The organism is Pseudoalteromonas sp. S554, from assembly GCF_005930865.1.
Taxonomy (GTDB): domain Bacteria; phylum Pseudomonadota; class Gammaproteobacteria; order Enterobacterales; family Alteromonadaceae; genus Pseudoalteromonas; species Pseudoalteromonas marina.
Genome location: NZ_PNDV01000040.1, coordinates 1 through 23,793, shown reverse-complemented (window position 1 = coordinate 23,793; position 23,793 = coordinate 1). Strand labels below are relative to the sequence as shown.

Below are 23,793 nucleotides of genomic sequence, written 5' to 3'. Positions count from 1 at the left end.
GCTACCTCTACTTAGCACTTTTCTTGGCTTTCTTTGGTGCGCGTTTAGCTGGCTTCTCTTGCTCTTGTACTAGTGGTAAACCACCAATAACTTCGCCTTTGAAGATCCAAACTTTAACACCAATGATACCATAAGTGGTTAAGGCTTCAGAAGTTGCGTAGTCGATATCAGCACGAAGAGTATGTAGAGGTACACGACCTTCACGATACCATTCTGAACGTGCGATTTCTGCGCCGCCAAGACGACCGCTAACTTCAACTTTAATCCCTTTTGAACCGATGCGCATTGCATTTTGTACCGAACGCTTCATAGCGCGACGGAACATAACACGACGCTCTAGTTGAGAGGCAATGCCGTCTGCTACTAGTTGTGCATCAAGTTCTGGCTTACGTACTTCAGAGATATTAATCTGAGCAGGTACACCAGCGATTTTAGTTACTGCTTGACGTAATTTTTCTACGTCTTCGCCTTTTTTACCGATAACAACACCCGGACGAGCCGTGTGGATTGTTACGCGGATTGATTTTGCTGGACGCTCAATAACGATTTTAGACACAGAAGCTGTTTTTAATTCCTTTGTAAGGAATGCACGAACTTTGTGATCGCCAAAAAGCTGATCAGAGAAATCTTTAGAACTCGCGTACCAGGTAGAAACCCAAGGTTTAGATATACCTAGGCGAATACCAGTAGGATGAACTTTTTGTCCCATTACTTATACTCCTAGCTATCTGAAACCATAACAGTGATATGGCTTGTACGCTTAAGGATGCGGTCTGCGCGTCCTTTAGCACGAGGCATAATACGTTTCATTGTAGGACCATCGTCCACAAAGATCGTAGTTACACGAAGCTCATCAATGTCAGCACCTTCGTTATGCTCTGCGTTAGCAATAGCAGACTCAAGTACTTTCTTAACTAATACAGCCGCTTTTTTCGGGCTGTACGCCAGGATTTCTAGTGCGCGATCGACAGGTAACCCGCGGATCTGATCTGCAACTAGACGTGCTTTTTGCGCCGAACCAGAGGCGAATTTATGTTTAGCTAATGCTTGCATTTATCTTCCCCTCTTAACGTTTCTTCGCTTTCTTATCCGCAGCATGGCCACGGTAAGTGCGAGTTGGTGCAAATTCACCTAGTTTGTGACCGATCATTTCGTCAGAAACGAAAACTGGTACGTGCTGGCGACCATTATGGACAGCAATGGTCAATCCGATCATGTTAGGTATGATCATTGAACGACGGCTCCAAGTTTTAATTGGCTTTTTCTCACCGCTTTCCAAAGCTTTCTCTACCTTCTTCAGCAAGTGTAGGTCTATAAAAGGACCCTTCTTGAGAGAGCGTGGCATGGCTATTCCTCAATATTACTTAGTACGACGACGTACTATAAATTTATCCGTACGCTTGTTCTTACGCGTCTTCGCACCCTTAGTCGGCTTACCCCATGGAGACACAGGATGACGACCACCAGAAGTACGACCTTCACCACCACCGTGTGGGTGATCAACCGGGTTCATGGCAACACCACGAACTGTCGGACGAATACCACGCCAGCGGTTTGCACCTGCTTTACCAAGTGAACGAAGCATATGCTCAGCATTGCCAACTTCACCAAGTGTAGCACGACAATCAGCTTCAACTTTACGTACTTCGCCTGAACGAAGACGTAATGTTACATACTGACCATCACGTGCAAGAATTTGAACGTAAGCACCAGCAGAACGTGCGATTTGTGCACCTTTACCTGGTTTTAATTCTACGTTGTGAACAGTCGAACCTACAGGCATATTACGCATTGGTAGTGCATTACCAGCTTTGATTGGTGCATCAACACCAGACTGGATTGCATCACCAGCTTTTAAGCCTTTAGGTGCGATAATGTAACGACGCTCACCGTCTGCATATAATACAAGAGCGATGTTTGCGCTACGATTTGGATCGTATTCTAAACGTTCAACAGTAGCTGGAATACCATCTTTAGTACGTTTAAAATCGATTAAACGGTAATGATGTTTATGACCACCACCGATATGACGAACCGTAATACGACCATTGTTATTACGACCACCTGATTTAGAGTTTTTCTCTAAAAGTGGTGCGTATGGCTTACCCTTATGTAAATCAGAGTTAACCACTTTAACTAGGTGACGACGACCCGCAGAAGTAGGCTTACACTTTTGAAGTGCCATAATTCTATCCCCTTATTACTCGGCGCCGCCGACAAAGTCTAGCTCGCTGCCTTCTTTAAGAGTAACGTAAGCTTTCTTCCAGTCGCTACGACGACCGAAACGCATGCCAGTACGTTTTGTTTTACCCTTAACGTTAAGTGTGCGAACACCCGTTACTTCTACTTCAAAAAGCTTCTCAACTGCTGCTTTAATTTCAGCTTTAGTTGCGTCATTTACTACTTTGAAAACAATTGTGTTGTTTTCTTCAGCAGCAATTGTGCTTTTTTCAGAGATGTGTGGAGCAAGGATCACTTTTAAAAGACGTTCTTCACGGATCATGCTAGCGCCTCCTCAAGTTGCTTAACAGCAGCGGCTGTAATAAGTACCTTGTCGAAAGCAATTAAGCTTACAGGATCGATACCAGCTACATCACGCGTGTCAACCTTATAAAGGTTACGTGCTGATAAGAAAAGATTTTCATCTACTTCTTCAGTCACGATAAGTACATCTTTAAGCTCAAGCTCTTTTAGCTTAGCTACTAGATCTTTAGTTTTTGGTGCTTCAAGACCAAAACTTTCAACAACGATTAAACGCTCTTGACGAACTAGTTCAGATAGGATGCTTTTGATCGCACCACGGTACATTTTACGGTTTACTTTTTGGCTGTGGTCTTGTGGTTTAGCTGCGAAGCTAACGCCACCTGAACGCCAAATTGGACTACGGATTGTACCAGCACGTGCACGGCCAGTACCTTTTTGAGCCCATGGTTTTTTACCACCACCGCTTACTTCAGAACGTGTCTTCTGAGCACGAGTACCTTGACGAGCACCTGCTGCGTAAGCAACAACTACTTGGTGTACTAATGCTTCGTTAAACTCACGTCCAAAAGTAGCTTCAGAAACTTCAAGAGCGCCAGAAGCGTCTTTGATTGCTAATTCCATCACTAAATCTCCAGGACTTATGCTTTAACAGCTGGTTTAACGATAACGTCACCGCCGATAGATCCAGGTACTGCACCTTTCACTAAAAGCAAGTTACGCTCAGCGTCAACGCGAACTAGTTCTAAGTTTTGAGTCGTTACACGCTCAGCACCCATATGACCGGCCATTTTCTTACCTTTAAACACCTTACCAGGTGATTGGTTTTGACCGATTGAACCAGGAGCACGGTGAGATAGAGAGTTACCATGTGTAGCGTCTTGCATGCTGAAATTCCAGCGCTTAACACCACCTTGGAAACCTTTACCTTTAGAAGTACCGGTTACGTCAACCTTGTTGATTTCGTTGAATAACTCAACAGTAAGCTCTGCGCCTACTTCAAAATCGCCTTCACCACCGTTAAGGCGGAATTCCCACAGACCGCGACCCGCTTCAACGCCAGCTTTAGCGAAGTGACCCGCTGAAGCTTTGTTTACACGACTTGCTTTTTTAGTGCCTGCGGTTACTTGAAGCGCGTTATAACCGTCTGTTGCGTCAGATTTGATCTGAGCAATGCGGTTAGGTGTCGCTTCAATAACTGTCACAGGGATAGATACACCATCTTCAGTGAAGATTCGTGTCATACCCACTTTACGACCGACTAGACCTAATGCCATTTTCCTAAAACCTCTCTAATCTTCCGATTAACCCAGGCTGATTTGAACATCAACACCAGCAGCAAGATCTAAACGCATAAGCGCGTCAACAGTCTTGTCAGTTGGTTCTACGATGTCTATCAGACGTTTATGGGTGCGGATTTCGTACTGATCACGCGCATCTTTGTTTACGTGCGGTGAAGTAAGTACAGTAAAACGTTCAAAGCGTGTAGGTAGTGGGATTGGACCACGTACTTGTGCGCCAGTGCGTTTCGCAGTTTCCACGATTTCTGCCGTTGATTGGTCAATCAAACGGTGGTCAAAAGCTTTTAGGCGAATACGAATGCGTTGATTTGACATTCTTAACCTCAATATAAAGAGCATTTAAAAGAGCATAAAAAAACGACCGAAACAATCTTAATTATTAAGATGTCGGCTGTTTGATTATATCTACGTTGAGTTCCAAATCGGAACTCCTGTTTATTAGCTTGAAATCCAAGCTTAATTTATCCTTCCAAGTTCCCGGGGGAATTTTGAAAGCCTGCGTATTATAGAGGTATTGGTGATAAATGCAACAACTAATTCAAAACAAAGTATCAATGATTAATTCGTCTAAATAAGTGCCAGCTTATATTGTGTGACTATACTGGAACTAAATTTTTCAATGCGGGTCAATAGCTGCATTAACTAATCTCATTTCGTAAAGAAGCGATTTTTTAGATAATATGGTATCCTATCACGCTAATTTTGCTTTTTAACACCCTCAATATGGTGAGTCGATGCGTATTTTTAATTATTGTTTAAACGTTTTATCTGCTGGATTCAGTCGCTTATTTGTTAAAAGCAAAGTCCTTCCAGAAAACCCTATTAAACAGTACGATTTAAATCCTGATTACCCTACATTTTATATAGTGCGCTTAAACTCTCGTTTTGATCTTGCGGCGCTGGCTCATGCTTGTAAAAAACACGGCTTACCTAGTCCTACTGAAGAGCAAATATTAGGTGATGAACATTTAGAGCGATTTATTGGTATTAAAAATCCACCACCTTTATTTGGCGATACAGCAAAACCAACCAATGCACTGGCACAAGGCAAACAAATAATTGATCACCTTATAAATAGTGGCCAAAAAAATGTACAAGTGATACCTGCAACTATTTTATGGGGACGCGATCCAGGTAAAGAAAAACCAGGATTACGTACTTTAATAACGCATTCGGTTACACCAAGCTGGTTTAGAAAGTTTTTTGTTGTGTTGTTTTCTGGTCGCGACAACTTTATTCGCTTTAGCCAACCACTCGACTTATCACTTATTGTAAATGAAAAAGCTGATGTAAATGAGCTACCACAAAAATTACTACGTGTTGCCCGGGTTCACTTTAAGCGTCAAAAACTGGCAGCCACAGGCCCAAAAATGCCATCGCGCGAGCAATTGTTTAACTCTCTTCTTGCTTCACCAACAATAAAAAAAGCCATTCAAGATGAAGCAAAAGCTAAAAATATTAGCCAAACCGAAGCTCGTCAAAATGCGCTTAAGCTACTTGATGAAATAGCCGCAAACTATTCTGAAGCAATGATACGCGTTGCTGATCGCTTTTTAACATGGCTTTGGAATAAGCTATACAACGGCATACACATAAAACACACAGAGCAATTGCATGAACTAACTAATAAAGGCCATGAAATTATTTACATGCCTTGTCATCGTAGCCATATGGACTACTTGCTTCTTACTTACTCTATTTACCATTTAGGTTTGGTGCCACCGCATATAGCCGCAGGTGTTAACCTTAACTTTTTTCCTGCCGGTGGCATATTTCGCCGCTCGGGTGCGTTTTTTATTCGCCGCTCGTTTGCAGGCAATAAACTGTACTCAGCTATTTTTAAAGAATATTTGAGTCAGTTATTTATTAAAGGTTACTCAGTTAAGTTTTACACAGAAGGCGGGCGTAGCCGTACTGGGCGTTTGTTACCGCCCAAAACAGGTATGCTTGCAATGACCTTTCAAGCCATGCTACGCGGTATCGATCGACCAGTATCAATAGTCCCTGTGTATATTGGCTACGAACATGTCATGGAAATAAATACGTACCTTAAAGAGCTTGCTGGAAAAGATAAGAAAGGCGAGTCGGTATTTGGTATTTTTAAAGCGATAAAAAACCTTAAAAACTACGGACGTGGTTACCTAAATTTTGGCGATCCTATTTCGGTTAACCAATATTTAAATGATAACCAACCCGACTGGCGCGACGCGGTTCACCCAACTAACGTACAAAAACCTCAGTGGTTAGGCCCACAAGTTGCAGCCTTAGCAGACCAAGTTATGGTTAAAATTAATAATGCAGCTGCATTAAATGCTGTTAACTTATTAGCAATGGTATTGCTAGTAAACGACAAGCACGCTTTAAGTAAACCAAAGCTATTAGCTCAGCTCGATTTTTACTTACGCCTGCAGCGTGATGCAAGTTATAGCGATAAAGTAACTGCGCCTGACGAAACGCCTGAGCAACTTCTTACACATGCCTTAAAACTTAACAAATTTGATGTGATAAGTGATGAGTTTGGCGAAATTATTGCCATTAGCGATAAAGAAAAAACACTCTTTAATTATTACCGTAACAATATTTTGCATCTATTTGCGGTGCCTAGCTTGTTGGCATTGCACTTATTTAAGCAGCACACAACAACAATTAAGCAATGTGAACAATTAGTACATTCGTTTTATCCGCTATTTGCCAAAGAATGGTATTTACAGCCCCTTGATGAAAACTACATTACGCGTATCTTGGCCAATTTTGCTGATCAAAACTTAATTGAATTTGATGGCGACAATATACACATTACTAATACCAACGACTGCTTAGCAAAATTAGAAATGCTAGGGCGAGCATTGAGCTTCACTCTGCAACGCTACGCCATTGTGATTGGTTTTATACAAACGAGTAATGGCATTGAAAAGGCTGAGCTTGAGCGAGAAAGCCAAGTATTAGCAGATCGCTTAGGCACGTTACACGGCATTAAAACACCGGAGTTTTTTGATAAAAAAGTACTGGTTGGTTTTATCGATAACTTACGTGGTGAAGGGCTTGTTACAGAAGGCGACAATGGCTTGGTGGGCAGTACGCAATTGTGCGAAACCTATTCACAACTTAAAACATTGCTACCTGCCCGTATATGGCAATCGATTAGCGACATTGTTCAAGACCAGTGTAACTAGCCGCTATACATAGATAGGGTTAGCGCTGACGCATAACCCCTTCTTGAATTGTTGAGGCAACCAAGTTGCCTTGGCGATCAAAAAATTGCCCTCTTACCAGCCCTCTGCCTGAGCTCGCACTCGGGCTGTCTATGGTGTATAAAATCCAGTCGTCTAATCTAAACGAGCGATGAAACCACATTGCATGGTCAATTGTTGCAACCTGCATATTTGGCTGCATAAACGACACGCCATGCGGCTGTAATGCCGTTGGTAAAAACTCAAAGTCAGACGCATAAGCCAATAGGTAATTATGAATACGCTGATCATCGGGCATATCACCATTTGCTCTAAACCAAATATGTTTAACTGGCTCAATCGCTTCTGGTTTAAAGGGGTTATGAAATGTCACAGGGCGCATTTCGATAGGCATTTCGCGAATAAATTTATTACGAATCACCTCGGGTATATGCTCAGCATTTTCTTGATAAAACTCAAGCGACGAACGTAGCTCTTCCGGTTGCGGTACATCTGGCATCGTTGCCTGATGCGAAAGTCCGTCTTCAACCGCCTGAAAAGATGCAGTCATATAAAAAATAGGCTTGCCGTATTGAATTGCACTTACACGACGGGTACTAAAGCTTTTGCCATCGCGAATAGTTTCAACATCGTAAACGATAGGTTTAGCAGCATCCCCTGGGCGTAAAAAGTAAGAATGTAAAGAGTGAACAATACGTCCAGCCGGAAGGGTTTCCTTCGCTGCTGATAGCGCTTGCCCCATAACCTGACCACCAAAAACAGCTCTAAAACCCAAATCTTGGCTTTGCCCTCGATATAACCCTTGCTCTATTTCTTCAAGTGTTAATAACGATAATAAATCATCTAAAACTTGGCTCATTATATGTTCCTCAATTCCCTAATAACTTAATGATACTATAGACTACAACTATGTAAATCTTTGTTAGGAATACAACTATGGCTTACTGGCTGTTTAAAACCGAACCCGATGCTTTTTCAATTGACGACCTAAAACACGCACCTAATCAAACAACATTATGGGAAGGTGTACGAAATTACCAAGCCCGAAACTTTTTGCGTGATGATGTTAAAGAAGGCGATTTAGTGATGATTTATCACTCAAGCTGCAAAAACGTAGGTGTAGCGGGTATAGCAAAGATAACAAGCGCAGCCTATCCAGATCCTACTCAATTTGACCTAAATAGCGATTATTATGACCCTAAAGCCACCAGCGATTCACCGCGTTGGGTAGTCGTTGACGTAACCTACCACCAACATTTGAATAAAATGGTTAGCTTAAAATCTATAAAAGCAAACGACAGTATTACAGAGTTGGCACTAAAAAAAGCAGGAAGATTATCGGTTATGCCCGTAACAGAGCATGATTGGAATGAAATTATGAATATGGCTAAAGAGTAAAGTTGTAACGCCGTACTTATTTTTTTACTGCTTTTTTCTTTTTGTGCCCGTGCTTGGGCACAATGGCAAAATACATAATGAGCCCTAACCACGAAAAAAAGATGATACCGATGAGCCAACCGTTTTTTTCGTGGCCTTGCGTACGTTTACTGTTTAGTACAATGACTACAGGTAAAATGTACGCACTTAAAATAACAATTAAAAATATAACTTCATTCATTATTTTTCCAAGCTTGACCAATCAACTTCGCCGCTCAATACACGCTCAACAGAAATATAGTGGAGAATATCACCTTCACTCACTTTATAATCCAAAGGTGGATTTAAGTCCATATTTTGAGCACTCAAGTTATGTGCAACACCCAACAAAATAGCGTCGTGCTGCCTTTTAAAATGATGAAACAAGGTGCCAAATTCCATTTCCTTACAGCCACTGGGTACTTTTAAGCTAAATTGTGTATCACCATGTAATGTAGAAAGCAGTTCTTCTTGTACTCGACTAGAGCCGGGGTCTTGCATTGAACGAACTAATATTTCAGCCGACTTAGCACTGCTACATTCTATATTTTGACAATGCTCCAGTAGCATATCGACCTTGGTTTCATCTAAAAAGTGAGCACTAATATGACACTCATCTTTTACTAAGCGGCTAATACGCAGCGCAGTAGTAAATGTTTGGTCGTCGTCTTGCCCATCAATAATTACTTTATCGGCGTGACTTATTGCTACACGCTCTAACTCTGCTAAATCAGTAAAGCTAGAAAGACGCGCAAAATCAACCTGCTCATTTGCTAAAAACGGATGATCCATCTGCTCTGTTACCGCGAGTAAAATACGACGTTCAGTGCGCTTTGTATCCGCCAAAATGTAATCAATCATTTTTTTAGTTCTGGTATCGTGCCAACCAAAAATAATGATGTGGTTATTACTGTGAGCAAAATCTTTATCACCAGTCATAGCGTGCCTAATTAAATAAGTAACAGTTTGCCCTGCTTTTCCAAGCAAAACACCAAATAAAGCTAAACCAAACGGAATTTGTATTAAAGCAACCACCCATCGACCAAGCTCTGTTGTCGGGCTAAAATCACCATATCCTACTGTTGACGTTGTCACTGTGTAATAGTAAAAAAAAGTGGTTATAGAGGTTAACGCCTGTTCATTAGCAGCATACAGTAGCAACCAGGTTACGAGCATATGAGTTAAAATTGCAAAGGTCACTGCTTGCCAGCTCAATTGATCAATATGAGCGCGAACAAGTAACGCTAACCTTTTAAATATCACCGGCATAATACAAAATCTTTGTTATTAAATTATCTATAAACAGTACGTTACTGTATGCCTTAGTTTTAATCAACGTTTAAGGTATAGACAGTATAAAACTGTCCCCTGTAATACTAATTGTGATTTGCACATAACCACATTTCGTGATTAATTAATCTACAAACAAACACTAAACTGTATTTTTATGCTTAATAGAATAGCCACCCCATTTACAAAACTGGTTGAGCGTTACCTACCCGACCCATTTATATTTGTAATTTTGCTTACACTTATTACATTTGCCGCTGCCAGTATATTTACCCCTTCCAGCAGTATTAATGTACTGCACGCGTGGGGCAATGGGTTTTGGAACCTATTGAGCTTTGCTATGCAAATGCTGCTTGTACTTATTACAGGCTACATGCTGGCAAGTACACCTCTCATTAGCAAAGTATTAGAGAAACTAGCAACCTTAGCCAACACCGCGCCTAAAGCAATTATATTAGTTACTTTTATCTCACTTTTAGCGAGCTGGCTAAACTGGGGATTTGGCCTTGTTATTGGTGCATTGTTTGCCAAAGCTATTGCAAAACATACCCGTGTAGATTATCGATTATTAGTAGCTAGTGCCTATACTGGCTTTGTTGTATGGCATGGCGGCCTTGCAGGTTCAATTCCGCTAACTATTGCAACACCAGGACACTTTTCACAGGCAAGTATGGGTATTGTGAGTACAGATCAAACCTTATTTGCAGGTTTTAATATTGCCATTTTGATTGGTTTATTTATTATCGTCCCATTAGTAAATCGCTACATGTTACCCAATGACAACGACAGCGTTTATATCGATCCAACCCTATTAAACACCCGCACACCTGCAACAAGTAAAATAACGCGTCCTTCGCAACATTTAGAACAAAGCAAACTGCTAGGTATGGGCATTGGCTTAATGGGGCTTGCCTACTTAAGCTATTACTTTTTTATCTCTGGTGGCGGCTTAAACCTCAATAGTGTAATTGCCCTGTTTTTATTTTTAGCTATTACGCTACATCAAACTCCTCACAATGTGCTTAATAGCTTACAACAAGCAATTCCGAGTGGTGCGGGAATTGTAATTCAGTTCCCTTTTTATGCCGGTATTATGGCGGTCATGGTCGATACAGGATTAGCACAACAAATATCACAAGGCTTTATTGCCATTGCGGATGCCGATAGCTTGCCATTTTATAGTTTTATTAGTGCAGGACTCGTTAATATGTTTGTGCCCTCCGGTGGCGGACAATGGGCTGTACAGGCACCTATTGTAATACCCGCAGCGCAAGAGCTGGGCGCCGATATATCCCGTGTTGCTATGGCTGTGGCATGGGGCGATGCGTGGACCAATTTAATTCAACCTTTTTGGGCACTGCCCGTATTGGCTATAGCGGGCCTAAAGGCAAGAGATATTATGGGCTTTTGCGTGGTACAACTAATTATTACTGGGGTGTTTATATCGCTGGTATTGAGCTTTTACTAACTGTAAACATAATAAAAAGGCGTGCAATATACGCACACCTTCATCGCTTTAAGCACTCTCACTTTGCTGGTCTAAATCCACTAATTCACCTTCATTTAAGTGATAGACTTTGCCAGCCATATTAATAGTTTCTTGACGATGAGCAATCATAATCCGTGTGATTGGTAAGTGCTGAATTTGCTCACTTATTTTCGCCTCGTTATCTTTATCTAAATGGCTAGTTGCTTCGTCCATAAACAACACGCAGGGCGACTGGTATAACGCTCGCGCCAGTAACAATCGCTGTACTTGCCCACCGGATAAATTTGAACCCATATCACCCACTAGTGAGTTGTAACCCATCGTCATTTTGGTGACATCATCATGAATTGCCGCATGATGGGCGCACTGCTCTATTTTTAGGTAATTGGGCTGTGGGTCAAAAAAGCTGATGTTATCGGCGATTGAGCCTGCTAATAGCGTGTCATCTTGCATCACGGCAGCTATTTGTTTGCGGTAATTTTTAAGGCCAAGCTGGGTAATATCTTTACCATCAAGCAGCACTTTACCTGAGGTAGGTTGTAATAACCCGAGCATAATTTTCATCAAGGTGGTTTTACCCGCACCTGATGGGCCTGTAATCGCAATCGAGTCACCCGCATTCAGCGTTAAGTTAACATTATTTAAAATCGGCGCTTGCTCTTCACTGTAACTAAAGCAAATATTGTCAAGCGTCAGTTGGCCTTTTACTTTACCTTCGTCATCACCGCTATAGACTATTTCACCGTCACGATTAGCCTCTTGCTTGGTAAGAGCAATATCAGCAATACGGTCAAGGTGTAAGCGCATCATTTTAAACTGAATAATTTGCTCAATTAAATTAGCAAAGCGGCTAGTCAGTTGGTTTTTATAAGCAATAAACGCCAGTACCATACCAACAGATAAGCTATTGCTCATAACTAGTAATGCAGCAAAGTAAATCACCAATACATTTTCAAGGCCAAATAACAGCTTATTAAATGAATCAAAACTGATGTTTAACCGCCCTAAACGGATTTCACTATTTATTACCTCTGCATAGCGGTTTTGCCAAATACCTTGGCGCTGCGATTCATTACCAAACAGTTTGATGGTTTGCATACCGCGAATATTTTCTAAAAAGTTTGATTGCTCTTTGGCAGAGTTTTGGATCATTTCTTCAGTGGCTTGGTGCAGTGGCCTGTAAAGCGCCAAACGCACTAAGGTATATAGTACAATTGCACCGACAACGACCGCAGTGAGTTTCAGCGAATAAATTAGCATCATAAAGAGGACGGTAATAGCCATGACGCCATCAACCAGTGTTTCGACAAACCCTGTAGTTATGCGCTCGCGTATTTGGGCCAAGGAGCCAAAGCGTGAGACGATATCGCCAACATGGCGTGACTCAAAATAATTCATGGGAAGGCGTAATAAGTGCCTAAGTAAGTTCACACCCATTTGCATATTGAGCAAACTCGAAAGCCGTAAAATCAACCAGCTGCGCACCGCATTAGTCACCACGGAAATAATCGCAATCAGCGCAAACCCCATCGCAAGCACCGTTAATAACGATTCATCAAAACTAATTAGTACTTCATCCACCACCCACTGCATGTAATAAGGGGTCATCAAAGCAAATAATTGCAATACCAGTGATAACGCAATCAGTTTTAGCAACCCTGCCTTTAAGCCCTTCATGGTGCTCCAAAGCTGAGTAAACTTCATTCTTGCTTGTTCTTGTTTGGCTTCAAACTTGCTGGTTGGAGTCAGCTCTAAACAAATGCCGGTAAAGTGTTTACTAAACTCTTCCGCGCTTAAACTAAGCTTACCCACAGCAGGGTCGTTAATAGCAAACTTAGCTGCAGCTTCTTTACCAGATACTTTGGTCAGCACCACAAAGTGATTTAAATCCCAATGTAAAATACAGGGCGTTTGTAATTTATGGACTTCATCAAGTGGGCATTGTAGCGCACGACTGGCGAGTCCCAAGTTATCACCCAACTCAATCAGCTGTTGTAAGTTCATCCCCTTTAAATTAGCCGAAAAGCGCTTACGCATGGCTGGCATATCCAGCCTATGACCGTGATAACACGCCACCATGGCCATAGAAGCAAGGCCACATTCAGCTATTTCGGATTGGAGTAGTAGAGGGGTGCTTTTGCCTATAGAGAAATTTAGATTATTCATACTCTATCTTACGAACGTACTTGAGTGTGAGGTGAAGCATTAGTATTGAAAGTCCTGCAATAATAAATAAGGAAAAACTTAATGCTGATATGATAACCATATAGAAACTTGCAATACCTATATATATAAAAATCTGAAATATTTGAAATAATATTAAATTAAGCCTAATAATTGAATAAAATAAGCTAAAGGAACCCAGAACAAAAAATAAGCCAGAAAAAATAAACTCTCCATCATTAACAAGAAACGCACCTAATATTAGAAAGACTAATGAGATTGAAAAACTATAAGGTTTTTTAATAATTGCATTCATCTTAGTACCTTACATTGAAATAAATTAAAGGCTACAAAGTAGCCTTAAAAAATGTTTACTTTTGCATTTGATAAACATCATATGCGATCATTGCCACACCAACCGCAATACCAACACCTGTTCCGATAGCAATTCCACTCAACAACGCACGACCAAGTATTCTAGCACCAGCTGCAACAGTGCGACTAGAAACACCACCATCAACTTGAGTCAATTCACTCGCAGTTAACTCTCTCATAAATCCCCCTACTTCAATGACTGATATGCTGAGAAGGTAGCAATAGATGCAGCAATTGTACCAATGCTAATCCCTGTAACTTTAACAGCGAATGTTAATAATGGGGGAACTAAAAATACAACTCCACCATTCACTTCTTGAATTTCATTTACGTTTAATTCACGCATAATGTTATACTCCATGTATCCGACGCTTTTTAGTTAAGTCGTCGGGTTGTTAATATGCTCCCCTTCAATAAAGGTGAGCGGTTAATAGGCTGGCTTTAGCTGCTCGCTAAAGTTAACTAAAGCTGGCCGTCTTTATCGGTTGTTTGCATTTAGCAAACCACCAGAACTTTTAAATTTTTCTTTGTTGCTACAATTAACTTACCCGTCCTTTTAGGCTATACAGTGGCTCGAGTAACCATTCAATTAATGTGCGCTGCTCTAGCATAATATCTGCCTCAAACAACATGCCACTTTTAAGCTCAAATGCCTTACCATAAGCCTGCATTTGTTGTTGGCTGAGTGTTGCTCGCAAGCGGTATACTGGCTCTTGCAGTGCGATAGGCAAGCGTATTTCGTTTGGGGTAATAAGCGCCTTATCAATCCGACTAATTTTACTGTTAATGAAGCCAAAGCGCTGATAAGGAAAGGCATCAAAGCGCAAACGCGTATCGTTACCAAGCTGTATAAAACCTGCTGAGCGTGTTGGTAGCAGCAACTCTGCTACTAGCTCAGAACCTTCGGGAATAATATGCAGTAGCGGTTTGGCTTGGGTGAGCGTTTCACCCTCAACCACTTGAATCCCAGTAACCGTACCGCTATTACTTGCGGTGATGGTGTATTGATAGTTACTTTTAATTTGTGTGAGCTGGTTTTGAATATCCGCTTGCTGGCGTTTAAGGCTATTTATACGCAAAGTATACTGCTGGGGTACGTTGGCAATGTTAAAGCTTAGTTGGCTTAACTGGTTTTCTTGCTGCATCAGCAAACGCGCTAGGTTTTGTTTTTCTTGTTTGGCATCTAGCAGGGCTTGCTGTTGTTGCTCGCGCTCTATGTTTGATAAAAAGCCATTTTTATTAAGTTGATTAAGGTTGCTCTGCTGGCGGTTAAGTAGTGCTAGTTTTTCATCGGTAAGTTTTAGCTGGCTTTGTAATGCAGCTTGTTCATTAGTCAGTGCACGTTTTTGCGCTTGCAAGTTTAGTGACTCTTGCTTTTGTAAGGTATGATTTTGTGTGATTTCGTCATTAAGCAGCTGTATTTGCATACTTAGCTGCTCAACAAGCTGGGTACTTAATGCAACCCCTTGGCTGTTATTTTGTTGTACAATAATAGTCGCCAGTGGCTGACCTTTTATAACAGCATCACCCTCTTGTACAAATAACTGCTCAATCATGCCGCCTTGATTAGCAAAGCTCTGGATCACCCCTTTGTTGGGCATTAAAAACCCGCGCACGGTTTCTTTACGAGAGTATTCAGCAGTAAACAAGAAGCTAATAACTGCAATAGCCACACAAGCCAAAATAAGCACAGTTAATTTTATTGATAAAGGTTGGGCGAGGGTAATCGCCCCCGTTAAACGCTCACTTTGCTGAGCGATAGCTTCCTTTCTAAATAACATCCCTGAACAACCCTGATATCAGAACACTACATCTCCAGTTACAAAAAAACAACAAACATACAAAAACCTTTAAAAAGAGCAATAACCGAACAAAAAAACCGAAACCTGCGCATTTTTTAAACTTACCATACTGTTTTTTGTCGTTAACTAGATAAAATCGTCATCGGCAAACTAAGTATTGGGTTGTCAGAATCTGCAAAATGCATCATCACTGCTACATGCCCTGCAACTACAAGTGCGTACATGACCGCTGAAAAGCCTTGTCCGTATTTATCTAGTGGTATTAAATGCGAGTAATGTCGTCCGCGCCATTCAAATATAATTTCCAATGCGCCAACAAATAAAAAGAACACCAGTAACATTAAGCCAAATGTATAACTAAGCCATAAGCCAAAAAACACACCCAGCAAGCATACACTTAGTCCAATCCATGAGCGCATAGAAAAGCTGATACTCTTTAATACATGCCCACCATCTAGCGGTAAAATAGGCAGTAAGTTAAATAAGTTAAGTAGTGCGCTTAATACCGCAACACCGGCAAATATGTCCATCTCCGTGGCGTAATATAAAACAACACCCAACACAGAGGTTATTAAGCCAAAAGCAGGCCCCATGAGCGATATGACCACATCTTGCCAGCGGGTTGTTATTTTATCGTCACTGACAGCTAAGCCACCCACAAATGGGATTAAGTAAATACCTTTGGTTTTTATGCCAAAGTACTTCATAGCTCTTACATGCCCATACTCATGCACCACTAAACACGCAATAAGCATAAGCGCAAATTCAATGCTAAATAACCAGGCATACCCAGCAACAGATGCACCTGCCAACGCAGCCTTTACTACTTTTGCGCTTTTAAATAGTTTAAAACCTAACGCAGCAAAACCTAAAAAACCTCTTTTAGGTTCACCATTAACTGGGGCTGGTAAAGCGAGCTGAGTAGCAAATTGCTCATCTACAAATAACGAAATACTTTGCTCGGCAGTTGTGCTGGTATCTATGCCTATTAATTTATCTTTAAAGTTAAATTGATAGTAATGTTCTCGAGGAGTATCAAACGCAATAGCTTGCTGGTTATGAAATACTTGTACTATTTGCTGCCCAGAAACCATTAATGAAAATGGCTGATCAGCCAAGGTGAGGTCTATTCTTATCATAATTAAAGCCATTTAAAATAATCGCGCTAGTATACCGTTTGGCTAAAAAAACACGAGGGCAGACGTTAACTATTGTATTAAATTTAAGTACCTAACAATAGCTAACGTTGCGAGCGAAAGGCTACTTTTCTTCTTCAGGATGTTCGTCTTCTTCACTTACAATATGCGCACTGCTGGCCAAACGCTTACGCCAGCGTTGCTTTGCCACTGCACGCATATTGGTTGACTGATCGCGTTCGTCGACTATTTCTAAGCCCATTAGTGATTCAATCATATCCTCAAGCGTTACTATGCCGCGCACTTCTCCGTATTCATCCACGACTAAACATATGTGCGTACGCTGAGTTAGTAGCGTTTGCAATAATGACGATACATTTTGAGATGTGGGTACTGTATAGATTGGTTTGATCAGTTTACTGATTTTATAATCGGTGCCTAAACGATGATACGCCAACATAATATCGTTTTTATGCACAAAACCGACAATGTCGTCGGCATCTTTATCAAATATTAATACGCGGGAAAACGATGACGAACCGTGCTCATTTAAATATTGGTTTACTGTTAAGTCTTTATGTACTTTAAAAATAACTGTGCGCGGCGTCATTAAATCAGACAATTTTGCATGCCTAAAATGTAAAAGATTACGAATAATTTCAGACTCATCTTCGTGCAAAGCGCCCGATTCAGTGCCAATATCGGCCATGGCTTCTATTTCTTGGCGAATATAGTAAGCCTCGTCGTGCTTTGGCCCCATTAGGTTTGTTAACTTTTGCGCACACCATACAAAGGGCTTTAGCGAAATTACCAAAAACCGTAAAGAGTAGGTAACACTTGGCGTTAAGGCTCGCCAGTAATTAGCACCCAGAGTTTTTGGAATAATTTCAGAAAGGATTAATACCAGTAAGGTCATAATTGCTGAGGCAATCCCCACTGCAGCATCAGAAAAAACCACGGCCGCTTGCGCTCCTACACCCGCTGCACCCGCTGTATGCGCGATGGTGTTTAAAGTCAAAATGGCTGCCAGTGGCTGATCTATATTATTTTTTAGTTTTTCAAGCTGCTTAGCAAGCACAGGCTGCTCTTTTCTGAGTGATGCAACATAGCTTGGCGAAATGCTTAGCAGCACCGCTTCCATCACAGAGCACAAAAACGAAATAACAATGGCCACAACCATATAAACAATCAGTAAAGTCACTTTTTCTCCTTTATATTGGGTATGTGAGCATGGTAACAATACATGCTATATTTGACCAAATACCCAATAATAACAGGCACAATAATGAAATTTAATGCACCTTGGTTTTACCGCAACAAGCAATTTAAACGAGCCTTAGGTTTATTAGCCTTTAGCAGTTTAAGCTTTGCAGCAATTGCTGAACCATTGGACAAATCAAAAATTCAGTTTATCGGCCCCTTGGCCGAAGATATGCAATTAAAACCTTTTCAAACGCCGCATGGCTCAGCCATTATCAACAACCTTTTGCCACAATTACAAGCAAACTCAGACAGTTTTTCTATTTTCGGTAAAAAACAAAGCTGGCAGCCATTCAATAAAGTAAGCGCACTCACCCTTGGCGGACTGCAAGCACTAAAATTTAATATTGAAACAGAGCGTTTTACACAAGGCACCTTAACATTAAAAGGGATTGAAAAGGGGCAATTATTTATTAATGGCGAACCCCAAAAAGGGGATAAAAACAGTTATAAGCTTGCATTAACTAACTCTACCCACAGCGTTATTATTTTGGCGCAACAAGTCGCAAACTGGAATGATGTGGTTATTGATTTCACCCCTAAGAGTGACACTGATAAAATTACGCTAAATACATCATACACAAAGCGCTTATCAGCAAAGCAACTGTTTGATGCGCCAACCATGAGTAATATATCTTTAGCGCCTAACGCAGAGCAATACATAACCACTAAGCGCACTTACGACGATAAAACTCAAAATCAAGCCAACTTGGTTACCGAGTTAAAAAATACCGACAACTCAACTGTATATCGATTTGAAGATGGGCAACCAAGCAACATTATTTGGAGCCCAGATAATCAGTACTTAGTGTATTTATTAAAGGGTGAGCTTAAACAACTTAATCGAAAAAGTTTAGCCATTAAAACACTGGCAAACGACTTAGCCGGCGCCAGTGGCTTCACCTTTTTTAACGACACCAGCCTAGTATTTAGCTGGTCAAAATCACCAGAGAGTAGCAACAACTTAACCAAGCATTATAAAGGCCTTCAAGATCGTTGGTCATACGCGCGCACCACCAGCCAACTTTATATGCTTGATACTAAAAGTGGCTTAACAAAAGCACTTAGCCAAGGCCCGCTTTCTCATAGCTTTGAAGATTTAAATAGTACGCGTGGAAAAATATTAATGAGCCGTTCGGTTATGGCTATGCAAGCGTCTACTCACCCTGAGACAGAGCTCGTCGAGCTGGATATAAAATCAAACAAGCTCTTGTCACTTGGTAAATTTAAAACATTTAACCAAGCAAAATACGCAAACAAAGACGTGTATGTTGTTGCAGGTCCCGACTTTAAAAATGGCGCTGGCAGAGCGTTGCCAAAGTCAATGCTTGCTAATAACTACGACGGACAGCTTTACCTGTTAACTAACAACGGAAAAAATGTCACTGCGCTCAGTAAACAATTCGACCCATCGATTAGTCAGCTAAGCGTATTAGAAAACGGCGATGCGGTACTTAAAGTGACCGAAAAAGACACTCAGCCATTGTATCTATTCGACCTCAGTAAGCAGCGCTTTAAAAAGTTAAATACCAATGTGGATATTGTAGAAAAATTTAGCGTTTCACATGGGCGCAATTCACAAGTGTTAATCACCGGCACAAGTGCTTTAGCACCGCAACAGCTCAAACGCCTTAATATCAGTAAAAACAAAACCGATCTTATTTGGGATTCAAAACCAATTGCTTATGCCAATACAACAATACCCACCCTTGAAGAATTTAACTTTACTAATAAAAGTGGTGTTGAAATAACCGGGCGTGTTTATGTGCCAAGTAACCTAGATAAAACTAAAAAGTACCCTGCTCTTGTTTATTATTACGGTGGTACATCACCCGTTACCCGTGGTTTTACTGGCCGTTACCCATTTAACTTATGGGCCGAAAACGGCTATGTGGTTTATGTAGTGCAACCTACTGGCGCGACTGGTTTTGGACAAAAGTTCTCAGCACAACACGTCAATGCATGGGGTGATTACACCGCCGACGATATTATCGAAGGAACACAGGCTTTTTTGAAACAATACGACTACGTAGATAACACTAAGGTCGGTAATTTAGGTGCCTCTTATGGTGGCTTTATGACCATGCTATTGGCAACAAAAACCGATTTATTTAGCGCCTCTATTTCCCACGCGGGTATTTCAAACTTAACCTCTTATTGGGGCGAAGGGTGGTGGGGCTACTTATACTCTGGTGAAGCATCTAAAAACAGCTTCCCATGGAATAACGCCAATCTGTATAGCCAACATAGTCCGGTATTTCATGCAGACAAAGTAACCACACCATTACTGCTTATTCATGGTGACAGTGATACTAACGTACCCGTAGGCGAGAGCTTAACAATGTACACCGCACTTAAACTACTAAATAAAGACGTGGAGCTTATTGAGTACAAAGGTGCTGATCATCAAATTTTTGCGCGCGATAAACGCTTTAACTGGTGGAATACTATGTTGGCATTTTTTGATAAAAAACTAAAAGACGAACCACAATGGTGGGATTCTATGTACGAAAATAAGTAATTTAAACCGGAATTTTATATCTTTATGAAAAGCGCCCTTGAATATGGGGCGCTTTTTTGATTTTTTTATAATTATTTTAATATTTTTGAAATATTAAGTTACTTAAAACTAGCATGTAACCCCTTCTCAGTATTTACCTAATGGTGCTACCATACAAAGCTACAAGCATTTAAAATAAAGTACTATGGCTATTAATGTTTTATTGGTTGAAGACGATGAAATACTCGTTAAACGCATTCAAAATCACTTTGCAGAGACCGAATTTACAATAGAAGTAGACTCAACTGGCGCTGATGCATTGAGCATCGTTAGGCAGCGAGTAAACCTGCGTGATGCATTTACCCTCGCTATTATTGATATTGTACTGCCTAAAATAGACGGCCTTCAGCTCGCCAAAGAACTTAACACACTAACAGATATTGGTGTTATTGTGCTTTCTAGTCGTGATTCACAAGCAGATCGAATAGCAGGCCTTGCCCAAGGTGCTGACGACTATATTTGTAAGCCTGTTGATTTGCTTGAGCTTGAACTGCGCATGCGCGCTTTGTATAAACGCGTTGCCGTTAATATGGATAGCGACGAAAGTGAAGAGTTTATTGAATACGCCGACTTTAAATTACACCCCGATAATCGCACCCTTATTACCTCCTCGGGTGTTGAATCACGTTTAACTGAAGCAGAGCACAAAGTACTTATTTGCTTAATAAGTAATGCAGGTAAAGCCACTTCACGTGAAAAAATATCTGAAGAAATAGGCCAACCAGATTGGAGCCCTAACGATCGTACAGTCGATGTTCTTATTGGTCGATTACGTAAAAAACTAAACGATGAAAAAGATCAAAAGCGTATTGTCACTGTGCGCGGTAAAGGTTATATGCTCTCTTTATAGCAGCTAGTAAAAACAGTTTAGCCTCAATTTTAGCTACTTAGTAAGTTGAGCAATTAATCGTTCAAAGGCTCTGTAATTTAATGCCTCTTTTAAATCGTCTAAACTAATTTTTTCATTCCCTTTTAAATCGCTAATCGTACGCGCTACCTTAACAACTCTATGGTAAGAGCGCGGTGATAAAGACAGCTTTTCACTGGCCTTAGCCAAAAACTGCAGTTCTGCTGGGGCAAGCTCACAGTGAATACTCATCTCTTTATTATTTAGCCGCGCATTCACTTTGCCTTGGCGTTTTAACTGTATGTAATAAGCTGCTTCTACCCGTGCACGTACTTGTGCACTGGTTTCTTCTTGCTTAGTGCTTTGCAGTTCAACGCTGGTTAACCGTGGTAGCTCTATTTGCAAATCAATACGGTCAACAAAAGGGCCTGAAACACGAGATAAATAACGTATAACCTGATCGGGTGTTGCTCGTTTATCGGTATGGCTTCCCGTAGGACTGGGGTTTAACGCTGTAATGAGCTGAAACTGTGCAGGAAACTCCATTTGCCGCGCCGCACGCGAAATAGTTACCGTACCGGTTTCCATTGGCTCACGAAGGGAGTCGAGTACTTTACGCTCAAACTCTGGTAGTTCATCTAAAAATAATACCCCATTGTGTGCCAGCGAAATTTCACCCGGCTTAGGGTTTGATGACCCACCTACTAATGCAACCGCCGAACAGGTATGATGAGGATTACGAAAAGGGCGTTGCCGCCAGTTTGTTAAATCGATTGAATGACCAATAATTGAATAAAGTGCGGCAGTTGAAAGTGCCTCATCGTCAGACATAGCCGGCATTATTGTGGCCATTCGCTGAGCAAGCATTGATTTACCGGTTCCCGGTGGACCTAAAAATAGCAGGTTGTGCCCGCCTGCAGCGGCTATTTCTAATACACGTTTAGCCCCGGGCTGGCCTTTTACGTCGCTCAAATCGAGTAAAAAGTCAGGTGCTTGCGTACAGTCTGGATACTCTATATTTAACGGCAACGGCTGTTGGTTTAGTAAATCACCCCATACTTCTTGAATAGAGCTTACCGCTTTACGCTTTACGCCATTTACAAGGCTTGCCAGGCTATCATTAGCTATGGGTAAAAAACAGCAGCGGTTTTGTTCCTTAGCTGCAAGCACAGAGGGCAAAATAGCATTTACTCCGCGTACCTCACCGTTGAGTGCAAGCTCACCGTAAAACTCATATTTATGAATATCAGGGCACACTATTTGCCCTGATGCTACCAAAATGCCTACGGCAATGGCCAAATCAAACCGGCCACCGTCTTTGGGTAAATCAGCTGGGGCTAAATTAACAGTAATACGTTGATCAGGAAAACCAAATTGAGAGTTTTCAAGCGCGCTGCGCACTCTGTCTTTTGACTCTTTAACAGAGGCTTCGGGAAGGCCTACAATGTGGAATGCGGGTAAACCAGTTCCTAAGTGAACCTCTACAATAACTTCAGGGGCATTAATACCCACCTGAGCACGAGAATAGATACGAGCTAATGACATTCCTTATCCTAATCAATCCTATGATTAAGTAAGTTTAGTCAGGATATTTAAAAACGTGTAATGTGATTTTCCATTTTATTGCTGAAAAACGTAAGAATAATGTCATCAACATTGCCAATACCATCGCCAGCTCAGTCACAAATGAAAAATACATACTGAGTGTATAAACAATACCACCCGCAATACAGGTAATGGCATAGAGCTCTCCTTTTAACAACATAGGGATTTCGCGAGCGAGTACATCACGTATTAAGCCTCCAAAACAAGCCGTTATGACTCCCATTATGATTGCAGTCATTTCTGGCATACCTGCAAGTAGTGCTTTTTGAGTACCCATTACAGCAAAAAAAGCCAAACCGAATGCGTCTGCTATTTGAAGTGTGTAATACGGAATAGACTTTTGCTTATTAATAAGCCGAGATGTAATAAGTACAGCAGCTAAAATAGCAAAAAAATAGCTTTGATCATGTAGCCAAAATACAGGAACGTCTAGAATCACATCGCGAACAGTTCCCCCACCAATAGCGGTCACTGTTGCTAATACTACCACCCCAAAACCATCCATTTTTTTTTCGTAGGCCACTAATGTGCCTGAAATAGCAAACACAGCAATGCCGATTAAATCAAACCAGTGATACAGTTCTGTCATGTAAAAGTACACTTAAAAATATTTCAGCCGTTTTAACATACCCAGCACGAGGTGTTAAGTAATAACGAATTTAAAATGATTGGTATAGTATATGTGGTAAATGTAATAACAGCTTTGCTATTAAAAATTACTGAATTTTAGACATAAAAAACATGCTTTTAGCATATCACTTTAATAGTGCTTTTATTTCAGTGGTTGCGGGAGCCTGAGCTTATATAAAGTGAACCGACGACCTTTGCTGGCTAATGGAGAGCTGAGACCGACGAGTTACCCATTTCACTGAATTTT

The 23,793-nt window shown here is 41.1% G+C and carries 24 protein-coding genes; 5 read left to right on the top strand and 19 right to left on the bottom strand.

The features are described 5' to 3' along the window. Window positions 1–7: 7 nt before the first annotated feature. Genes rpsC through rpsJ form a run of 8 tightly spaced genes read right to left on the bottom strand, consistent with a single transcriptional unit; the run spans window position 8 to window position 4,097 of the window. On the bottom strand, window positions 8–709 hold the full coding sequence (rpsC, locus tag CWB65_RS10475; RefSeq protein WP_006791356.1) for a 30S ribosomal protein S3: 702 nt from the start codon (window positions 707–709) through the stop codon (window positions 8–10). Between the two features lie 11 nt (window positions 710–720). Beyond that, window positions 721–1,053, bottom strand: a complete 333-nt coding sequence (gene rplV, locus CWB65_RS10470) for a 50S ribosomal protein L22 (RefSeq protein ID WP_006791357.1) — start codon at window positions 1,051–1,053, stop codon at window positions 721–723. 13 nt (window positions 1,054–1,066) lie between these two features. Beyond that, complete coding sequence (gene rpsS / locus CWB65_RS10465; RefSeq protein WP_004588689.1) at window positions 1,067–1,345, bottom strand: 30S ribosomal protein S19; 279 nt, start codon at window positions 1,343–1,345, stop codon at window positions 1,067–1,069. 15 nt (window positions 1,346–1,360) lie between these two features. Further along, window positions 1,361–2,185 carry a 50S ribosomal protein L2 gene (rplB, locus tag CWB65_RS10460; RefSeq protein WP_006791358.1) on the bottom strand — a complete coding sequence of 275 codons (825 nt, stop codon included), beginning with the start codon at window positions 2,183–2,185 and terminating at the stop codon, window positions 1,361–1,363. A gap of 15 nt (window positions 2,186–2,200) precedes the next feature. Next, entirely contained in the window at window positions 2,201–2,503 is a 303-nt protein-coding gene (gene rplW, locus CWB65_RS10455) for a 50S ribosomal protein L23 (protein WP_006791359.1), read from the bottom strand. Continuing rightward, window positions 2,500–3,105 (bottom strand): 50S ribosomal protein L4, encoded by a 606-nt coding sequence (gene rplD / locus CWB65_RS10450; protein WP_006791360.1) that lies wholly within the window; start codon window positions 3,103–3,105, stop codon window positions 2,500–2,502. Before rplD ends, rplW begins: the two co-directional genes overlap by 4 nt. 17 nt (window positions 3,106–3,122) lie before the next feature. Continuing rightward, window positions 3,123–3,758 (bottom strand): 50S ribosomal protein L3, encoded by a 636-nt coding sequence (rplC, locus tag CWB65_RS10445; RefSeq protein WP_006791361.1) that lies wholly within the window; start codon window positions 3,756–3,758, stop codon window positions 3,123–3,125. Window positions 3,759–3,785: 27 nt separating this feature from the next. Beyond that, the gene (gene rpsJ, locus CWB65_RS10440; RefSeq protein ID WP_002957900.1) at window positions 3,786–4,097 is read right to left on the bottom strand and encodes a 30S ribosomal protein S10; all 312 of its coding nucleotides are present in this window, start codon (window positions 4,095–4,097) and stop codon (window positions 3,786–3,788) included. A 419-nt stretch (window positions 4,098–4,516) separates the two neighbouring features. On the opposite strand from rpsJ, the gene plsB reads away from it, so the two are divergent. Then, window positions 4,517–6,955 (top strand): glycerol-3-phosphate 1-O-acyltransferase PlsB, encoded by a 2,439-nt coding sequence (plsB, locus tag CWB65_RS10435; RefSeq protein ID WP_138740527.1) that lies wholly within the window; start codon window positions 4,517–4,519, stop codon window positions 6,953–6,955. A gap of 19 nt (window positions 6,956–6,974) precedes the next feature. Here plsB and tesB read toward each other — a convergent pair whose 3' ends face one another. After that, the gene (gene tesB, locus CWB65_RS10430) at window positions 6,975–7,832 is read right to left on the bottom strand and encodes an acyl-CoA thioesterase II (protein WP_006791363.1); all 858 of its coding nucleotides are present in this window, start codon (window positions 7,830–7,832) and stop codon (window positions 6,975–6,977) included. Between the two features lie 77 nt (window positions 7,833–7,909). On the opposite strand from tesB, the gene CWB65_RS10425 reads away from it, so the two are divergent. Further along, window positions 7,910–8,371, top strand: coding sequence for an EVE domain-containing protein (locus CWB65_RS10425; protein ID WP_008129557.1), 462 nt, complete (start codon window positions 7,910–7,912; stop codon window positions 8,369–8,371). Between the two features lie 16 nt (window positions 8,372–8,387). Here CWB65_RS10425 and CWB65_RS10420 read toward each other — a convergent pair whose 3' ends face one another. Next, window positions 8,388–8,591 carry a PLDc N-terminal domain-containing protein gene (locus tag CWB65_RS10420; protein WP_006791365.1) on the bottom strand — a complete coding sequence of 68 codons (204 nt, stop codon included), beginning with the start codon at window positions 8,589–8,591 and terminating at the stop codon, window positions 8,388–8,390. Further along, window positions 8,591–9,658: a potassium channel family protein gene (locus CWB65_RS10415; protein WP_010557641.1), complete on the bottom strand. Its 1,068-nt coding sequence runs from the start codon at window positions 9,656–9,658 to the stop codon at window positions 8,591–8,593. The genes CWB65_RS10420 and CWB65_RS10415 overlap by 1 nt, the downstream gene beginning before the upstream one ends. A 178-nt stretch (window positions 9,659–9,836) precedes the next feature. Here CWB65_RS10415 and CWB65_RS10410 point away from each other — a divergent pair, with 178 nt between their 5' ends. Continuing rightward, a complete protein-coding gene (locus tag CWB65_RS10410) occupies window positions 9,837–11,147 on the top strand; it encodes a short-chain fatty acid transporter (RefSeq protein WP_138740526.1) in 1,311 nt (436 codons plus the stop codon). A gap of 48 nt (window positions 11,148–11,195) precedes the next feature. On the opposite strand, the gene CWB65_RS10405 is transcribed toward CWB65_RS10410, so the two are convergent. The 6 genes from CWB65_RS10405 to CWB65_RS10380 all read right to left on the bottom strand — a co-directional run bounded on the left by CWB65_RS10405 (window position 11,196) and on the right by CWB65_RS10380 (window position 17,845). Next, on the bottom strand, window positions 11,196–13,334 hold the full coding sequence (locus CWB65_RS10405; RefSeq protein WP_138740525.1) for a peptidase domain-containing ABC transporter: 2,139 nt from the start codon (window positions 13,332–13,334) through the stop codon (window positions 11,196–11,198). Between the two features lie 368 nt (window positions 13,335–13,702). After that, window positions 13,703–13,885, bottom strand: a complete 183-nt coding sequence (locus tag CWB65_RS10400; RefSeq protein WP_024594667.1) for a hypothetical protein — start codon at window positions 13,883–13,885, stop codon at window positions 13,703–13,705. 8 nt (window positions 13,886–13,893) lie between these two features. Next, entirely contained in the window at window positions 13,894–14,052 is a 159-nt protein-coding gene (locus tag CWB65_RS10395) for a class IIb bacteriocin, lactobin A/cerein 7B family (RefSeq protein WP_138740524.1), read from the bottom strand. Between the two features lie 193 nt (window positions 14,053–14,245). After that, window positions 14,246–15,487: a beta-barrel domain-containing protein gene (locus tag CWB65_RS10390; protein ID WP_138740523.1), complete on the bottom strand. Its 1,242-nt coding sequence runs from the start codon at window positions 15,485–15,487 to the stop codon at window positions 14,246–14,248. 143 nt (window positions 15,488–15,630) lie between these two features. Then, window positions 15,631–16,647 carry a metalloprotease gene (locus tag CWB65_RS10385; RefSeq protein WP_138740522.1) on the bottom strand — a complete coding sequence of 339 codons (1,017 nt, stop codon included), beginning with the start codon at window positions 16,645–16,647 and terminating at the stop codon, window positions 15,631–15,633. A 121-nt stretch (window positions 16,648–16,768) separates the two neighbouring features. Then, window positions 16,769–17,845, bottom strand: coding sequence for a hemolysin family protein (locus CWB65_RS10380; RefSeq protein ID WP_138740521.1), 1,077 nt, complete (start codon window positions 17,843–17,845; stop codon window positions 16,769–16,771). A gap of 84 nt (window positions 17,846–17,929) precedes the next feature. On the opposite strand from CWB65_RS10380, the gene CWB65_RS10375 reads away from it, so the two are divergent. Then, window positions 17,930–20,425: an alpha/beta hydrolase family protein gene (locus tag CWB65_RS10375; protein ID WP_138740520.1), complete on the top strand. Its 2,496-nt coding sequence runs from the start codon at window positions 17,930–17,932 to the stop codon at window positions 20,423–20,425. A gap of 184 nt (window positions 20,426–20,609) precedes the next feature. Beyond that, complete coding sequence (locus CWB65_RS10370; RefSeq protein WP_006791373.1) at window positions 20,610–21,314, top strand: response regulator transcription factor; 705 nt, start codon at window positions 20,610–20,612, stop codon at window positions 21,312–21,314. Between the two features lie 33 nt (window positions 21,315–21,347). Here CWB65_RS10370 and CWB65_RS10365 read toward each other — a convergent pair whose 3' ends face one another. Both CWB65_RS10365 and CWB65_RS10360 read right to left on the bottom strand, forming a co-directional pair. Further along, window positions 21,348–22,856, bottom strand: a complete 1,509-nt coding sequence (locus CWB65_RS10365) for a YifB family Mg chelatase-like AAA ATPase (protein WP_138740519.1) — start codon at window positions 22,854–22,856, stop codon at window positions 21,348–21,350. A 34-nt stretch (window positions 22,857–22,890) separates the two neighbouring features. Beyond that, window positions 22,891–23,505, bottom strand: a complete 615-nt coding sequence (locus tag CWB65_RS10360) for a trimeric intracellular cation channel family protein (RefSeq protein WP_010557634.1) — start codon at window positions 23,503–23,505, stop codon at window positions 22,891–22,893. Window positions 23,506–23,793 lie beyond the last annotated feature (288 nt).